The 15,164-nt window shown below is 73.1% G+C and carries 12 protein-coding genes; 3 read left to right on the forward strand and 9 right to left on the reverse strand.

What is annotated here, in order from left to right; all coding sequences use genetic code 11:
• Positions 1-32: 32 nt before the first annotated feature.
• The 4 genes from AB0P07_RS28190 to AB0P07_RS28205 all read right to left on the reverse strand — a co-directional run bounded on the left by AB0P07_RS28190 (position 33) and on the right by AB0P07_RS28205 (position 3,127).
• Positions 33-1,874 (reverse strand): LCP family protein, encoded by a 1,842-nt coding sequence (locus AB0P07_RS28190; protein ID WP_365555452.1) that lies wholly within the window; start codon positions 1,872-1,874, stop codon positions 33-35.
• Between the two features lie 16 nt (positions 1,875-1,890).
• Positions 1,891-2,595 carry a nicotinate-nucleotide adenylyltransferase gene (nadD, locus tag AB0P07_RS28195; protein WP_365555454.1) on the reverse strand — a complete coding sequence of 235 codons (705 nt, stop codon included), beginning with the start codon at positions 2,593-2,595 and terminating at the stop codon, positions 1,891-1,893.
• 59 nt (positions 2,596-2,654) lie between these two features.
• Positions 2,655-2,822 carry a hypothetical protein gene (locus AB0P07_RS28200; protein ID WP_102928644.1) on the reverse strand — a complete coding sequence of 56 codons (168 nt, stop codon included), beginning with the start codon at positions 2,820-2,822 and terminating at the stop codon, positions 2,655-2,657.
• Between the two features lie 143 nt (positions 2,823-2,965).
• Positions 2,966-3,127, reverse strand: coding sequence for a hypothetical protein (locus tag AB0P07_RS28205; RefSeq protein ID WP_365555455.1), 162 nt, complete (start codon positions 3,125-3,127; stop codon positions 2,966-2,968).
• A gap of 139 nt (positions 3,128-3,266) precedes the next feature.
• On the opposite strand from AB0P07_RS28205, the gene AB0P07_RS28210 reads away from it, so the two are divergent.
• Positions 3,267-4,424, forward strand: a complete 1,158-nt coding sequence (locus tag AB0P07_RS28210) for a M48 family metalloprotease (protein ID WP_365555593.1) — start codon at positions 3,267-3,269, stop codon at positions 4,422-4,424.
• Between the two features lie 13 nt (positions 4,425-4,437).
• Here AB0P07_RS28210 and AB0P07_RS28215 read toward each other — a convergent pair whose 3' ends face one another.
• From AB0P07_RS28215 to proB, 5 genes are all read right to left on the reverse strand, one after another.
• Positions 4,438-5,508: a hypothetical protein gene (locus tag AB0P07_RS28215; RefSeq protein ID WP_365555457.1), complete on the reverse strand. Its 1,071-nt coding sequence runs from the start codon at positions 5,506-5,508 to the stop codon at positions 4,438-4,440.
• A gap of 85 nt (positions 5,509-5,593) precedes the next feature.
• On the reverse strand, positions 5,594-6,163 hold the full coding sequence (locus tag AB0P07_RS28220) for a hypothetical protein (protein ID WP_165287975.1): 570 nt from the start codon (positions 6,161-6,163) through the stop codon (positions 5,594-5,596).
• A 97-nt stretch (positions 6,164-6,260) separates the two neighbouring features.
• Positions 6,261-7,547, reverse strand: coding sequence for a glutamate-5-semialdehyde dehydrogenase (locus AB0P07_RS28225; RefSeq protein ID WP_165287974.1), 1,287 nt, complete (start codon positions 7,545-7,547; stop codon positions 6,261-6,263).
• Positions 7,548-7,621: 74 nt separating this feature from the next.
• Positions 7,622-8,206 carry a hypothetical protein gene (locus tag AB0P07_RS28230; RefSeq protein ID WP_365555459.1) on the reverse strand — a complete coding sequence of 195 codons (585 nt, stop codon included), beginning with the start codon at positions 8,204-8,206 and terminating at the stop codon, positions 7,622-7,624.
• A gap of 133 nt (positions 8,207-8,339) precedes the next feature.
• Positions 8,340-9,443: a glutamate 5-kinase gene (gene proB, locus AB0P07_RS28235; protein WP_365555461.1), complete on the reverse strand. Its 1,104-nt coding sequence runs from the start codon at positions 9,441-9,443 to the stop codon at positions 8,340-8,342.
• 696 nt (positions 9,444-10,139) lie between these two features.
• Here proB and AB0P07_RS28240 point away from each other — a divergent pair.
• The gene (locus AB0P07_RS28240; RefSeq protein WP_365555463.1) at positions 10,140-12,323 is read left to right on the forward strand and encodes a hypothetical protein; all 2,184 of its coding nucleotides are present in this window, start codon (positions 10,140-10,142) and stop codon (positions 12,321-12,323) included.
• A 595-nt stretch (positions 12,324-12,918) separates the two neighbouring features.
• On the forward strand, positions 12,919-15,150 hold the full coding sequence (locus AB0P07_RS28245; RefSeq protein WP_365555465.1) for a bifunctional glycosyltransferase family 2 protein/CDP-glycerol:glycerophosphate glycerophosphotransferase: 2,232 nt from the start codon (positions 12,919-12,921) through the stop codon (positions 15,148-15,150).
• Positions 15,151-15,164 lie beyond the last annotated feature (14 nt).

Here is a 15,164-nt window from a genome sequence, read left to right on the forward strand (position 1 = left end):
CCACGTGAAAAAACCGTCCGCCCCTCCCGCCCCTACGACGCCGGCTTGTAGTCCTGGCCGAGTACGACCGACACCCGTGCGTTCGCGGAGACCTTCCCCTTCGAGACGGAGCCGGTGGGCAGGCCCAGGGTCTTGGCGACCTGGACGGCGTTCTCCCGGTCGGCGGCGTCCGCGTAGACGACCTTCGAGGTGGCCTCGGTGCCGGAGGCGGTTCCGCCGGACACGAAGGTGAAGCCGCCGTTGAGGAGGACGACGCGCGCCTTGCCGGTGCGGTCCTCGTCGCCGGTGGCGTTGCGGACCGAGACGCTGACCGCGGCGTCCTCGTCGGGGCTCTTGGCGGTGCCGCCGAGGACGTCCTTGACGACGCTGTCACTGGCCTCGGCGCTGAGCCGGCCGTCGTCCTGGACGGGCAGCAGCGCGGTCTTGAAGTCGCCGCCCTTGGCGCGGTCGGAGAGCCCTGCGAGGAAGGTGCCGAGGTCGTTCTCGGTCAGCGGCGGGTCGAGGATCATCCCGAGGGTCTGGACGGTGGTCGTCGCGGCCTGCGGGTCGGAGGACATCTTGCGCAGGACGCCCTGCATGACCTGCCCGAAGCGCTGCAGCTGGGCGTTGGCCTCCTCGCCCTTGCCCCGGTAGGTGGCGTAGGCGACGGCCGTCTTGCCGCTGAGGGTCTGGCCCTCGCCCTTGTGCACGAGGGGCGCGGCGCCGTTGTCCTTGGACTCGGGGTCGGGGACGTCGGCGTCGGTGTCGACCTCGATGTTGCCGACCAGGTCGACGAGGATCTGGAGGTAGGGCGTGTCCAGGCGCCAGGTGCCCTCGATGTCGGTGCCGAGGGCCGAGTCGAGGGAGGTCCTCGTCGCGTCGGGGCCTTCGTCGTCGACGGACTTGGCGAGCGTGGTGGTGCTGCCGTCGTCGCCGGTCAGGGCGAGCGCGTTGGGCACCAGCACGGCGGTGCCCTGCTTGGTGGTGGTGTTGTTCACCAGCAGCGCGGTGGAGGTGCCGCCGCCCTTGGTGTCGTGCAGGTGGACGGCGATCACGTCGCGCTTCTGGGCGCCCGCCGCCGTGGTGCCGCCGGTCTTGTCGTCGGAGGAGGACGTTCCGGGCAGCTTCCCGGCGTACCAGAGGTAGCCGACGCCGCCGACCGCGACCAGTGCCAGGACGACGACCAGGGCGACGACACGCGTGCGTGCGCGCCGGCGGGCCTCCTCCCGGCGTTCGGTGCGGTTCTCCGTGAACTTCATCCAGTCGATGACGTCCTCGGAGTCGCCGGTCGGCTCCTCGACGAAGGCGAACTGCTCGGTGCGGTAGTCACCGCCGGCGGTGGAGGGCTCGTCGGGGTCCGCCCGCTCCCGCTGCTCGGGCGGGGCCGCCTGCTGCGGGATGCGGGCGGTCTGCTCGGCGACCCGCGGCTGCGGACCGCTGCTCGCGGCCCGGCCGTAGGGGTCGTACGGCTGCTGCGGGACCGGGCCGCCGCCGTGCGGGGCGCCGGGGTGGCCGCCGTAGGCGTCGTAGCCGGGCGCGGGCTGTTGCGGGGGCTGCCGGCCGGTGTCGTAGCCGCCCTGGGAGCCGTAGGGGTCGTAGGGCTGCTGGACGGGCGGCTGGGTGCCCGTGGCGTACGGGTCGTAGCCGTAGCCCTGCTGCTGTCCGTACTGCTGCTGCCCGTACTGGTCCTGCTGCTGCCCGTACTGGTCCTGCTGCCGGCCGTACTGGTCCTGCTGCCGGCCGTACGGGTCGTACGGCTGCTGCCCGCCGGGCCGGCCCGGCACCTGACCCTGGGGGTGGCCCTGGGCCTGGCGGTACACGGGGCGGCCGTACTCGTCGTAGCCGACGAGTTCGTACTGGTCGTCGCCGTGTCCCGCGTCGTATCCGTCGTTCACCGGGGCCCCTCTCGGCTCACTCGCCGCGGTACAGGTGGCGTTTGTCGATATAGCGCACGACTCCGTCCGGCACCAGATACCAGACGGGATCGCCCTGGGCGACTCGCGCGCGGCAGTCCGTGGAGGAGATGGCGAGGGCGGGGACCTCGACGAGCGAGACACCGCCCTTGGGCAGTCCGGCGTCCGTGAGGGTGTGTCCCGGCCGGGTGACGCCGATGAAGTGGGCGAGGGAGAACAGCTCCTCGCTGTCGCGCCAGGTGAGGATCTGGGCGAGGGCGTCGGCCCCGGTGATGAAGAACAGGTCCGCGTCCGGGTTGAGGGCGCGCAGGTCGCGCAGGGTGTCGACGGTGTAGGTGGGGCCCCCGCGGTCGATGTCGATGCGGCTGACGGAGAACTGCGGGTTCTCGACGGTTGCTACGACCGTCATGAGATAGCGGTCCTCGGCCGCCGAGACCTCGCGGTGGCTCTTCTGCCACGGCTGCCCGGTCGGCACGAACACCACCTCGTCGAGCTGGAACTGCGCCGCGACCTCACTGGCGGCCACCAGGTGGCCGTGGTGGATCGGGTCGAAGGTCCCGCCCATGACGCCCAGGCGTCGCTTGCCCGGCGGCGGTCCGTCGCCCGGACCCCTGACCGGGCCGGTGGCGCGGGCGGGCACCGCGTTCTGCGTGCCGCGCGCCGGCGCGTGCGCCGGGCCGGTAGGCGTGTCGTGCTCTCCCATGCGAGCAGACCCTACCGGCCCGTCCGGAACGAACCGGTCGCGCCCACTCGGCCGCGTGCTCAGCGGTCGCGGTTGAACCGGGTGGTGATCCACAGCAGGAGCAGCAGGATGATGAGCGCACCGAAGCCGGTGACGTAGGGGCTGAGGCTCTCGTGATTGCCGCCGTGCTCCTCGCCGCCCTCTGCGGCGAGGGTGACGAACTGGGCGGCACTGAGGGGAAGGCTCATTGTCGGCAGGACCTATCCGGTGTGGGCGGGACTGGACGTCCGCTCATCGTATGCGGGCGTCCCGCGGGCGATCACGCCGACTCCGCCGTTGGGGACGGGGCGACGACCGGCCGTGACGGGTCCGGGGGAACCTTCGGATCTTCTCAGTCGTCCTTCTGCCTGTACCCCCGCAGCAGGAACCACGCGGTCAGCGCACAGCCCACCACCATCACGATCAGGACGATCCGGAGCAGATTCCCCGGCCCCTGCTGCTCGGCGGCGGTCGCGGCCCCGGCGAGCCAGTCGGCGTGGGGGATGTGCTGCATGGTGTGGACTCCTTCGACGTACTGCCCGTCCACGGTATCTCCGCCTAGGCTGGGCCCGGCTCCGGGGGCGCAAAGGCCCGCACAAGGGTTCGTAAAGGCCAGACCTGCGTACAGGTCTCACACGTGCATGGGGGAAGAGATGTCCGACGGCCACGACAACGGGCACGAGAAGATGCCGAGCAGGCAGCGCAGGCGCTTCCCCGGGATCTCCTCGCGCGCCTACGAGCATCCGGCCGACCGCAGCGCGCTGGTGGCGCTGCGCAAGCTGAGCGGCTTCGACACGGTCTTCAAGGCGCTCAGCGGCCTGCTGCCCGAGCGGAGTCTGAGGCTGCTGTTCCTGTCCGACTCGGTGCGCGTCTCGGACCGGCAGTTCGCCCATCTGAACGTCATGCTGCGCGACGCCTGCTACATCCTGGACCTGGAGAAGGTCCCCGCGATGTACGTCAAGCAGGACCCGGCTCCGAACGCGATGTGCATCGGCCTGGACGAGCCGATCATCGTCGTCACCACGGGCCTGGTGGAGCTCCTCGACCAGGAGGAGATGCGGGCGGTCGTCGGTCACGAGGTCGGGCACGCCCTGTCCGGGCACGCGGTCTACCGGACGATACTGCTCTTCCTGACCTCGCTGGCCGTCCGGGTCGCCTGGATCCCGCTGGGCAACGTGGCGATCATGACGATCGTGACCGCGCTGCGCGAGTGGTTCCGCAAGTCGGAGTTGTCCGCCGACCGCGCGGGACTGCTGGTGGGCCAGGACCTGCAGGCCTCCATGCGGGGCCTGATGAAGATCGCGGGCGGCAACCATCTGCACGAGATGAACGTGGACGCGTTCCTGGAGCAGGCCGACGAGTACGAGGCCGGCGGCGACCTGCGCGACTCCGTGCTGAAGATCCTCAACGTGCTGCCCCGCTCGCACCCGTTCACCACGGTCCGGGCCGCCGAGCTGAAGAAGTGGGCGGCCTCCCGGGAGTACCAGCGGACCATGGACGGCCACTACGCGCGGCGCGACGAGGACAAGGACGCCTCGGTGCGGGACTCCTTCCGGGAGTCGGCGTCCCACTACGCCACGCACGTGCGCAATTCCAAGGACCCGCTGATGAAGCTGGTCAACGACATCGCGGGCGGCGCCGGCGACCTCGGCGACCGGATGCGGCGCGGCTTCGGCGGCTTCGGGGGCTCCCAGCCGCGGCCGCCCGAGGACGGCGGCGGCCCGGCGCAGGGACCCGAAGGGTCCGAGGGACCCGAGGGCGGTACCGGGTCCGACGGCGAGGGTCCCCGGTCGCCGCGGGACGGCGCCTGACGCCCCGCCCCGCTCACCCCTTCGGCTGGGCGCCCTCGGCGAGGGTGCCGCACAGGGCGGGGGCGTCGTCCGAGGTGAACGGATCGGTGCCGCGCGGGGCGCCGACCCCGGCCTGCTGGCCGGCGAGCAGCGGGCGGAGGTGGTTCGCCGAGTCGTCGGCGCAGGACAGCGGCCCGGCCTGGACGTAGGAGGCGACGAGCCGGGTCTGGTGGAGGCGCAGGTCGTCGCGGTCGAAGCGGAAGTGCAGCTCGCGCCGGACGGTGAACAGCGACTCCTCGGCCCGGGCGTCACCGGCGGGCCGCAGCGCGTACACCATGGTGTGGTCGGCGGTGACGTCCAGAGTCGACGCGTCGCTCTCCACGACCCGCAGGCTGCCGTCCACCCGGATCTCGGGGTCGGCCAGCTCGGCGTGGGCGGGGTCGAAGCGGATCAGCCATCCGGTGGGCGCGTGCCGGCCGTCCGCGGCGGGACTCGTGATGCTCTCGTCGAACTGCCGGAGCTGGTCCGGGTCCAGCAGCACCCGCACCGAGCGGACCTGGCCGCCGCCGAGCACGTCCGGGTCGAGCGCCGAGCGGACGATGTAGTTCTTGGCGGTGGTGAGCGCGTTCACCACCTGGTCCTCGGAGAAGTGCGCCGTGCGCCGGGCCCCCGGCAGCGGGACGCCCTCGGCGGCGGTCCTGAAGTGCGCGGCGGGGCTGTGCGCGAACAGCACCGCGGCGTCGTCGGCGCCGGGCACCCTCTCCCGCGGGGCGAGCGGGACGACGGTCATCCGCACCGGTTCGACGGCCCGCCCTCCGGCGGAGCTCTGGTACGGGTGCCGTACGCCCATGTAGATGGCGGTGCCGAAGGCGACGGCGATCAGGACGACGAGGATCAGCGCCTGCCGGGACAGTCCGGCCCGGCGCAGCGGCGGGCGACGGCGTACGGCGGGCGCGTGGTCGGTGATGCGCTCCTGGGCGGAGAACTCCTGGAGCCGGGCAGCGCGCACGAACGATTCGTCGAAGACGACGGATCGGTATTCGTCCTCTCCGCCTCCGGGGCCGCCCTCGGGCGTCCCTCCGGGCGGACCGCCAAGCCCTGCCATACCTTCAGAGTGGGTCTCGGGAAGGTCGCGTAAACGCGCCGGTGCAGGTCAAGTTGGGACAGCTTGGCGGCCGTAGGCGGGCAGGTCAGGGGCTGCGCGGAAGTACGGAGACGGCCGGCCGGGAGTAGTCGGCGGAGGCCGAGGGCGTCACGGTGCCGCCCTGTTCGGGGCCGGTGGAGGCGGGCGGCGGCACCTGTTGCGGGCCGCCGCCCGAGGAGGCGCCCCGGTAGACGGCCACGAAGGCCAGCGCGACCATGCCGATGCCCATCGCGAGGGCGAGCAGCCAGGCGACGGGGCGGTGCCAGCGGACCTGCTTGCCGTAGGCCGCCGGAGCGCCGTAGGGGCGGTCGAGGGGGTCGCGGTCGTCGTCCGGGTCGTCGAGGTCGGGATCATGGCCGAAATCGCCGTACCCGTCGTCGTAGCGCTCGGCTCTGCTGCGGCCGCGGCGGGCCGCCTCGGCCTCGGTGGCCTCGGCTCTGGCCTCCGCGGCGGCCAGGAGGCGTTCGACGGCGGTCGGCTCGTGCACCGCGGCCGCCTGTACGAAGGCCTCGTCGAAGACCACGGAGGCGAACTCTTCGTCCGACACCCCGCGGTCGTGGTCGTCGTCGGGCTCCCTGCCGTCCGGGAACGGCGTGCCCCCCACGTCCTCCGGCACGGGTCCAGCCTAGACCTGGGGGGTCGTTTTGGGCAGACGGCGGGGGAATTCTCCCGGTGGGTGAGACGCACCGAACGGTGTCCCCGCCGTCCGGCGGTCAGCGGCGGACGTGTCCGTCGCCGGTGACGATGTACTTGGTGCTGGTCAGCTCCGGCAGCCCCATCGGGCCCCTGGCGTGCAACTTCTGTGTGGAGATGCCGATCTCGGCGCCGAAGCCGAACTGGCCGCCGTCGGTGAAGCGGGTGGAGGCGTTCACCGCGACGGTGGTGGAGTCGACCAGTTGGGTGAAGCGCCGGGCGGCCTGCTGCGAGGTGGTGACGATGGCCTCGGTGTGCCCGGAGGTCCACAGCCGGATGTGCTCGACGGCGCGGTCCAGGGAGTCGACGACGGCCGCGGCGATGTCGTACGACAGGTACTCGGTCTCCCAGTCCTCGGGAGTCGCCTCGACGACGGTCGCCCTGGAGTCCTTCGCGTACGCCATCACGCGCTCGTCGGCGTGCACGGTGACCCCGGCCTCGGCGAGGGCGTCCAGCGCGCGGGGCAGGAAGTCGGCGGCGACGTCCTGATGGACCAGGAGAGTCTCGGCGGCGTTGCAGACGCTGACGCGCTGGGCCTTGGAGTTGATCAGGATGTCGACGGCCATGTCGAGGTCGGCCTGCGCGTCGACGTAGACGTGGCAGTTGCCGGTGCCGGTCTCGATGACGGGGACGGTGGACTCCTGGACGACGGTGCTGATCAGCGAGGCTCCGCCGCGCGGGATGAGCACGTCGACCAGGCCGCGGGCCCGCATCAGCTCGCGCACGCTGTCGCGGCTCTCGCCGGGCACCAGCTGCACGGCGTCGGCGGGCAGCCCGGCCCCGCCCACGGCGTCGCGGACCACCCGGACCAGGGCGGTGTTGGACTGGTAGGCGGAGGAGGAACCGCGCAGCAGTACCGCGTTGCCGGACTTCAGGCAGAGGGCGGCGGCGTCGACGGTGACGTTGGGCCGGCCCTCGTAGATGATGCCGACCACGCCGAGCGGCACCCGGACCTGGCGCAGGTCGATGCCGTTGGGGAGGGTGTTGCCGCGCACGACCTGGCCGACCGGGTCGGGCAGCGCGACGACGTCGCGGACGTCGGAGGCGATGGCGCGGATCCGCTCCGGGGTGAGGGTGAGCCGGTCGATGATGGCCTCGCTGGTCCCGGCGGCGCGGGCCTTGGCCACGTCCTGGGCGTTGGCCTCGACGATCTCGCTCGTGCGGACCTCGAGCGCGTCCGCGACGGCGAGCAGCGCGTCGTCCTTGGCGGCCCGCGGCAGCGGCGCGAGGTCGGCCGCGGCGGACTTGGCCCGGTAGGCGGCCCGGGTGACGGGTGACATCGAGTCGTACGGCGAGAGCGTGGTCATGGAGGGAAGGGTAATGCGCGCGTTCGGGGCGGTCGCCTGCCGTCCCATCCCGCGAGATAGGCCGCCAGAGGGGGTCAAAACGGGTGCACGCCGACGGGGGTCGCGGGCGCGGGCCCGTACCCGGCGGCGATGCGCTGGTGGTAGGTGGCCCGGTCGATGACCTCCAAGCCGACGATCTCCCAGGGCGGCAGCCCCGCGGTCTGCCGGTGCTCGCCCCACAGGCGCAGGGCGACGGCCGCGGCGTCGTGCAGGTCGCGGGCCTCCTCCCAGTACCGGATCTCGGCGTGGTCGTCGGCGTAGCGGCTGGTCAGCAGGAAGGGGTGGTCGTGCGCGAGCTGTTCGAGCGCCCGGCGCACCTCGGTGAGCGGGGCGCGGGCGCCGGAGACGCTGAGGGTGACGTGCCACAGGCGCGGGGTGTCCTCGGGCTCCTCGCCGCGGAACCGGTCACCGGCGGCGACGCTGGTGAGCGCACGCTTCTCAGCAGGCGCACGCTTCTCGCCGGGCGCACGCTTCTCAGCAGGCGCCCGCTCCTCGCCGGGCGCCCGGTTCGCGCTCCGGGCGCCGCCGGGGCGTGCGCCGGTGCCGCCGTGTGCGCCCGTGCCGCCCCGGGAGGCGGTACCACCGCGAGGCGTCGGCGGCCCAGGGCGTACTCCGCTCACGACGGCCTCCTTCACACACGGCTCGGCCCGGTGGTCGGCCGGGCTTGTCCCTGAGGAAAGTTGAGCAGGCCGCGCGGGCTCGCGGGGCGATTTTGCGGAACGTCCACCGTCGATTCGGGGACGTTTCGACCCATTACGGGTGCAGGATCACCAGATCGTCCCTGTGTACGACCTCGCGTTCGTACGCGGGTCCGAGTTCGCGCGCCAGTTCCCGGGTGGAGCGGCCGACCAGCCGGGGCATCTCCTTGGCGTCGAAGTTGACCAGTCCCCGGGCCACCGCCCGGCCGGCGCCGTCCCGCAGCTCGACGGGGTCGCCCGCGGCGAAGTCCCCCTCGACGCCCGCGATGCCGGCCGGCAGCAGCGACTTGCGGCCCTCGACGACCGCCCGCACGGCGCCGTCGTCGAGGACGAGCGCCCCCTGCGGGGCGGAGGCGTGCTGCAGCCACAGCAGCCGGTCGGCGGAGCGGCGGCCGGTGGCGTGGAAGTACGTGCCGGTGTCGCCGCCGACCAGGGCGTCGGCGGCGTGGACCGCGCTGGTCAGCACCACGGGGATGCCGGCGGCGGCGGCGACGCGGGCCGCCTCGACCTTGGTGACCATGCCGCCGGTGCCGACGCCGGCCTTGCCCGCGCTGCCGATGTCGACGCCCGCGAGGTCGGCCGTGTCCCGCACCTCGGCCAGCCGCGAGGTGCCCGGCCGGCTCGGGTCGCCGTCGTACACGCCGTCCACGTCGGACAGCAGCACCAGCAGGTCGGCGTGGACCAGGTGGGCGACGAGGGCGGCGAGGCGGTCGTTGTCGCCGAAGCGGATCTCGTCGGTGGCGACGGTGTCGTTCTCGTTGACGATCGGGAAGGCGCCCATCGCCAGCAGCTTGTCCAGGGTGCGGGAGGCGTTGCGGTGGTGGGCGCGGCGGCTCATGTCGTCGCTGGTCAGCAGCACCTGGCCGACGCGGACGCCGTAACGGGCGAAGGAGGCGGTGTAGCGGGCGACCAGCAGCCCCTGGCCGACGCTGGCGGCGGCCTGCTGGCGGGCCAGGTCGCGCGGGCGGCGGCGCAGGCCCAGTGGGGCGAGGCCGGCGGCGATGGCGCCGGAGGAGACGAGGACGATCTCCTTGTCCGTCCCGCGCACCTTGGCCAGCACGTCGACGAGCGCGTCGACCCGGTCCGCGTCCAGGCCTCCCGCGGCGGTGGTCAGCGAGGAGGACCCGACCTTGACGACGATCCTGCGGGCCTCGCCCACGGCCTGCCTCGCACCCGGCCCTGTCCCCGGCCTTGCCCCTGCCACGGCCCGTCCGCCTCTCCCGTCGACACGCGCCGATCCCTGCGCTCGCCGGGCAATCTACGCGAAGGCGAACACGCGCCGCACCAGAGTTCACGCTGCGGACAGGGGGCGACGAAGCCGCCTCGACCGCGCCTGCCACCTCCGCACCCGACCCGTCGCGTCCCCGCCCGGACCCGCCGCACCCGCACCGGTCCGCATCCCCACCACACCCTCGCGCCGCCCTCCGTCCCACCGCACCCGCGCGCGTGCCGCGCCACGTCCACGACCCGCGCTTCCGGCAGCGTCCACACCCGCACCCTCTCGCCCACCATGCAGACCTCGCACCGCGCCGCACCCCACCCCAGCCCTGCACCCCGCCGCACCCGCGCGCGTGCCGCGCCACGTCCACGGCCCCGCTTCCGGCAGCGTCCACGCCTCACACGCCCCCTCGCTCACCCATACAGACCCGCCCCACACCCCGCCCGCCCCCGCATCACACCGCACCCGCGCGCGTACCGCGCCACGTCCACGACCCCGCCAGCGCCCACACCCGCACACCCCCTCTCGCCCGCGCGTGCGGACCCCGCTCCTGCCTGCGGCGTCCCGGCCCGTCAAGGCCCGGCGTCAACACGCGCGTGTCGTCGGGCGGTCACCGGGCGTTAACCCGGTTGTCCGATGCGCGACGAGCCTGGAGCGACCGCAGTGCCCCTATCCCCGCCCCACCTGCCCCGCCGCCGTCTCCGCCGCCCGCTCCGGTCCTCCGGGCGGCCCCGTGGTCCCCGCCTCCGCCTGCCCGGGCGGCGGGCCGCAGTGAAGCTGCTGGTCCTGGGTGTGCTGGCGGCCGCCTTCGCCGCGCAGGCCCTGGGCGCGCTGCTGCCGCACGTGCCGCTGCTGCTGGCCGCGAGCGCCGCCTCGCTGGCCGCCGAGGGGGCGCTGTACCGGTGGCAGCGGGGCATGGTGTCGTTGTTCGCCAAGTCGCACGCCGATGTCACCGTCCGCCACGTCCTGCGGGACCTGCTGCTCGTGGTGGGCCTGCTGCGCCTCGGCGAGCAGCACCGCGAGGGGGTGTACGCCCCGCTCGTCGCCGGGCTGCTCGTCTTCTACGCGCTGCACTGGGCGATCCAGGCGGTGTCCGTCCTGGTCCGGCGCACCCGCACGCTGCCCGTGGTGACCCGGAACATCGACGCCTCGGCGCTGCGGCTGACCCCGGCGCCCCCGGCGCTGCTGCGCCGCCCCGGGCACCGGCTGGCCGCCTTCGGGCTGCCCGCGACGGCCGGACTGCTGGCCACGGCGGCGACCGACGCGCCGGAGTACGGGGCGGCCGGGCTCGCACTGTCCCTGGCGCTGGCGCTGACCGGCCTGGGCGCGCTGCTGCTGCGGCTGCTGCCGGGCCGCCGGCCCGCCGGGGAGCAGGAGGTGCTCGACTGGTTCGACGCGTGGCTGGCGCGGTACCGGCCCACCGTCGGCCTCTACTTCTCGGGCGGGGCCTCCTCGGCGTACCAGGCGAACATGTGGCTGGAGCCGCTGGCCGGCCTGGACGGGCGGCCGGTGATCGTGCTGCGGGAGCGGCACATGGTGCAGCGGATCGCGGCGACGGACATCCCGGTGGTGTGCCTGCCGAAGGTGTCCACGCTGATGCGCCTGGAGCACTCGACGCTCCGGGTCCTGCTCCACCCGTCCAACTCCGGCAAGACCTCGCAGGTCCTGCGCATCCCGACCATCAAGCACGCCTTCGTGAACCACGGGGAGAGCGACAAGCTGTCCTCGTGCAACCCGTACGCGAAGGCGTACGACGAGGTGTGGGTGGCGGGCCCCGCAGCGCGCGAGCGGTACGCGCTGGCGGAGGTCGGCGTCGAGGACAAGGACGTGGTGGAGATCGGCCGCCCGCAGCTGGACGCCGTACGGCCGTACGCGGGGCCGCCCGCGCCCGGGGCGTTCACGACCGTGCTCTACGCGCCGACCTGGGAGGGCTGGGACGGCAACCCCGGCAACACGTCGGTGATCGAGGCCGGGGAGAACCTGGTGCGGGCGCTGCTCGCGGACCCGGACGTCCGGCTGCTGTACAAGCCGCACCCCCTGACGGGCTCCGTGGATCCGCGGGCCCGCGCCGCCGATCTGCGCATCCGGGAGCTGGTGCGGACGGCGAACCGGGGACGGGGCGGGCCCCGCCCGGACGCCTCCGCGGCCGGTGTCCTGGCCCGGCGGGCGGCGGAGCTGGACCGACTCGCCGCGGCCGGTTTCCGGTCGGCGGCGGACCAGGCGGAGCGGATGCTGCGGCAGCCGGCGCCGGAGGCCGGGCGGGCGGCGGCCGTACGGCGGACCGAGGCCGCGTGGGAGGAGGCGTACTGGGCGTCGCTGCCCGAGTGGGAGCACCAGGTCGTCACGGACGTCCGCCCGCCGCTGTACGCCTGCTTCAACCGGGCCGACCTGCTGATCAGCGACGTGTCGAGCGTGGTCAGCGACTTCCTGGCGAGCGGCAAGCCGTACGCGGTCGCCAACACCAGCGGGCTGGCCGAGGACGTGTTCCGCAAGTCGTACCCGACGGTGGCCGCGGCGACCGTGCTGGCGCCGGACGCGTCCGGGGTGCCGGCGCTGCTGGCGTCGGTGCGGCATCCGGAGCTCGACGAACTCGCCGGGGAGCGCGCCGCGTTGGCGCAGCGCCTGCTGGGCCCGGCCGAACCGCCGTCCCGGGAGCGTTTCGCCGGTGCGGTGCGGGAGCTGTGCGCCGCGGCGGTGCGGCACCGGGCCAGGAGGGCGGAGCGGCTCGCCGCGGACCTCCCCGTGCCCGGCCCGCGCCACGAACCGGTCGGGCCGTCCGCCCCCTCCGCGGCCCCGGAGCCGCACGGCCGCGTCCAGTAGCGCCTCCCTGCCCCCCTCTCTCCCGCTTCGGCGGGCACCGCTCCTGTCACAGCATGGTCACGAAACACGCCCTCCGGCCGGGGCGGTCCGCCCGTCCCCCGCCGCCGACGGCACTCCCCCGCGCACGACCGTGCCGCCGGTGGGCACGTCGAGGACGAGGCGTGCCGTCCCGCCCGGACCGTCGCCGTACCGGCCCGAGCGCGGGCCCCGTGCGCCCCGCCGCACCCGGCTCCGCCCGTGACCAGCCAGCTCGTTCCCCTGTCCGCCGCCCATCCGCACCGGGTGAGGACTCGCCCACGGACCGCGGAAATCGAATCGGACACATGGGGTGAAAAGCGGCGCAAGCCTATAAAGAGGTCAGGGGGGTCGAATGTGAGGAAGTTCTCCGGCCGCTTCGACGCGGCCCATTCGGGCGGCCGGTGCGGCCATTTTCCGCTGCGGCGGGGCACAGGGTGTCCGACTACCGTGCCCGCGGAAACTCCGCGTGAATCCTTTACGCTGATGCGGCGGCGCGCCCCAGGCCCGAGCAGTGCCCGGAGCGCGTTCCGGTCCCAGCCCGCGGTCCCGTGGTCAGTTCTCGGAACAGGTTGTAAGGATGCCCAAACTCTCTCTCGTTGTCCCCGTGTACAAGGTGCAGGGCTATCTGCCCGAGTGCCTTGATTCCATACTCGGGCAGGACTGCACGGACTTCGAGATCATCGCGGTCGACGACTGCTCGCCCGACGGGTCAGGGGCCATTCTCGACGAGTACGCGAAACGCGACGACCGAATTCATGTGATCCACCTCACGGAAAACGTGGGACTGGGTCGCGCACGCAACGCCGGGCTGGAAAAGGCCACCGGCGATTACGTGTTGTTCCTGGACAGTGACGACACGTTGTCGGACGGTGCGTTGTCGGCCATTCGGGACCGGATCGAGGCCACGGGCGATCCCGAGATCCTGATCTTCGACTACGCGCGTACCTACTGGGACGGCCGCGTCCGCCCGAACCTGCGGGCCGACCTGCTCGGGGAAGAAGGCCCGGACACCTTCTCCCTCGCCGAGCGCCCCCAACTGCTCGACCTGCTCCAGATCGTGTGGAACAAGGCCTACCGCCGCGACTTCGTCACCCGCACCGGGCTCACCTTCCCGCCCGGCTACTACGAGGACGCCCCCTGGACGTTCTGCTCGCTGATCAGCACCGAGCGGATCGCCGTCCTGGACCGGGTCTGCGTGTACTACCGGCAGCGGCGCGAGGGCGGCAACATCCTCAAGACGGTCAGCCGCAAGCACTTCGACGTCTTCGACCAGTACCAGCGGGTCTTCGACTACCTCGACGCGCACGAGGAACTCGCCCAGTGGCGTGCGCCGTTGTTCCGCAAGATGGTCGACCACTACCTGACCGTCCTGGAGCGGCCGGGCCGCCTGCCGCAGGACGCGCGGGCCGAGTTCTTCCACCGGGCCTCGGCCGACTACCGCGCCCGGGTGCCGAAGGGCTTCACCCGCCCGGGCGGCGGCCGCGGCCACAAGTACGGAATGCTGGAGCGCGACGCCTACGCGACCATGATGAGCGCCCTGGCGGCGGTGAAGCTGCGCCAGCGGGTCAGGACCGGCACCCGCACCGCGCTCAACCGCTCCAAGCGCGGCGCCATGGGCGCCTTCTACCAGTCGCAGCTCAGGCTGCCGCTGGACGACAACCTGGTGCTGTTCTCCGCCTACTGGAACCGCAGCGTCTCCTGCAACCCCGCCGCGATCGACGCCGAACTGGCCCGCCTGGCCCCGCACATGCGCCGGGTCTGGGCGGTCCGCGCGGACGACGCGGGCCGGGTGCCCAAGGGTGTGAACGTCGTCCGCGTGGGCTCGCGCGACTACTGGGCGGCCGTGGCCCGCGCCAAGTACCTCGTGAACAACGTGAACTTCGCGGACTCCGTGGTCAAGCGCGCGGGCCAGATCCACGTGCAGACCCATCACGGCACGCCGCTCAAGACGATGGGCCTGGACCAGCAGAAGTACCCGGCCTCCACCGACATGGACTTCGAGAAGCTGCTGGAGCGGTGTGACCGCTGGGACTACAGCATCAGCGCCAACCAGTTCTCGACCGTGGTCTGGGAGCGGGTCTACCCCTGCTCGTACACCACGCTGGAGACCGGCTACCCGCGCAACGACGTGCTGGTCAACGCCGGCGCCGAGGAGGTGCGCGCGGCCCGCGCCGCGCTCGGCCTGGCCGACGGTGCCAAGGCCTTCCTGTACATGCCGACGCACCGCGAGTACCAGCCGGGCTTCACCCCGCCCCTGGACCTGGGCCGGTTCGCCCGCGAACTCGGTCCCGACGCGACCCTGCTGGTGCGCGGCCACTACTTCTACGGCAACTCCCCGCACGTCGACGAGCTGCGCCGCACCGGCCGCGTCGTCGACGTCTCCGGCCACGCCCGGGTGGAGGAGCTGTACCTCGCCGCCGACGCGCTGATCACGGACTACTCCTCGGCGATGTTCGACTACGCCGTGCTGGACCGCCCGATCATCAGCTACGTCCCCGACTGGGACGTCTACTCGGCGGTGCGCGGCACCTACTTCGACCTGCTCCAGGAACCGCCCGGCGCGGTGGCCACGACGCAGGCGGAGCTGCTGAAGCTGCTTTCCTCCGGCGCGTACGACAGCCCGGAGACCGCGAAGCGGCGGGACGCCTTCCGCCGGCGTTTCTGCGAATTCGACGACGGACACGCAGCCGAACGGGTCGTGCGACGCGTCTTCCTCGGTGAAGAGAGCCTGCCGCCCATCGTCCCGTTCGACGAACGCCACCACGCCCCGACCCCCGCCCAGGCGCTCGAACTGGTCGAGCGGGCCTGACCCCGAAAGGAGAC

Source organism: Streptomyces sp. NPDC085944, from assembly GCF_040686295.1.
Taxonomy (GTDB): domain Bacteria; phylum Actinomycetota; class Actinomycetes; order Streptomycetales; family Streptomycetaceae; genus Streptomyces; species Streptomyces salinarius.